This is a genomic window from Streptococcus suis (genome assembly GCF_002964045.1).
Classification (GTDB): Bacteria; Bacillota; Bacilli; order Lactobacillales; family Streptococcaceae; genus Streptococcus; species Streptococcus suis_U.
This window is the reverse complement of sequence record NZ_POPB01000029.1, coordinates 1-269: the sequence shown is the minus strand read 5'-3', so window position 1 is coordinate 269 and position 269 is coordinate 1. Positions and strand designations below refer to the sequence as shown.

General features: G+C 45.7%; 1 protein-coding gene. It reads left to right on the top strand.

From position 1 onward, the window contains the following. Positions 1-269: DUF2785 domain-containing protein (locus tag C1E99_RS00120; protein ID WP_153060104.1), on the top strand; the 269-nt coding region annotated here is incomplete at both ends.

Here is a 269-nt window from a genome sequence, read left to right as displayed (position 1 = left end):
TCGCTACTGCAATTCTCTCAAGAAACCAATCCCCTTTCCCTAGAAAACTCCACACTAAAGCGAAGTTTTACTTGCTTGCTTTACTGTCTTCTGCTGTCTGTCGATAGTGATCAAAATTCTGGGTACTCTGCGTTCTTAAGCACTAAGGACCGCGAACTGCTTTTCCAACAGGCCTTGGATTATTTGGCGATTGAAAATGACTGGTCTGGTTTTGATGAAAAACTCGGCTGGATCCACACCGCTGCCCACGGAGCAGATTTTCTTCTGGC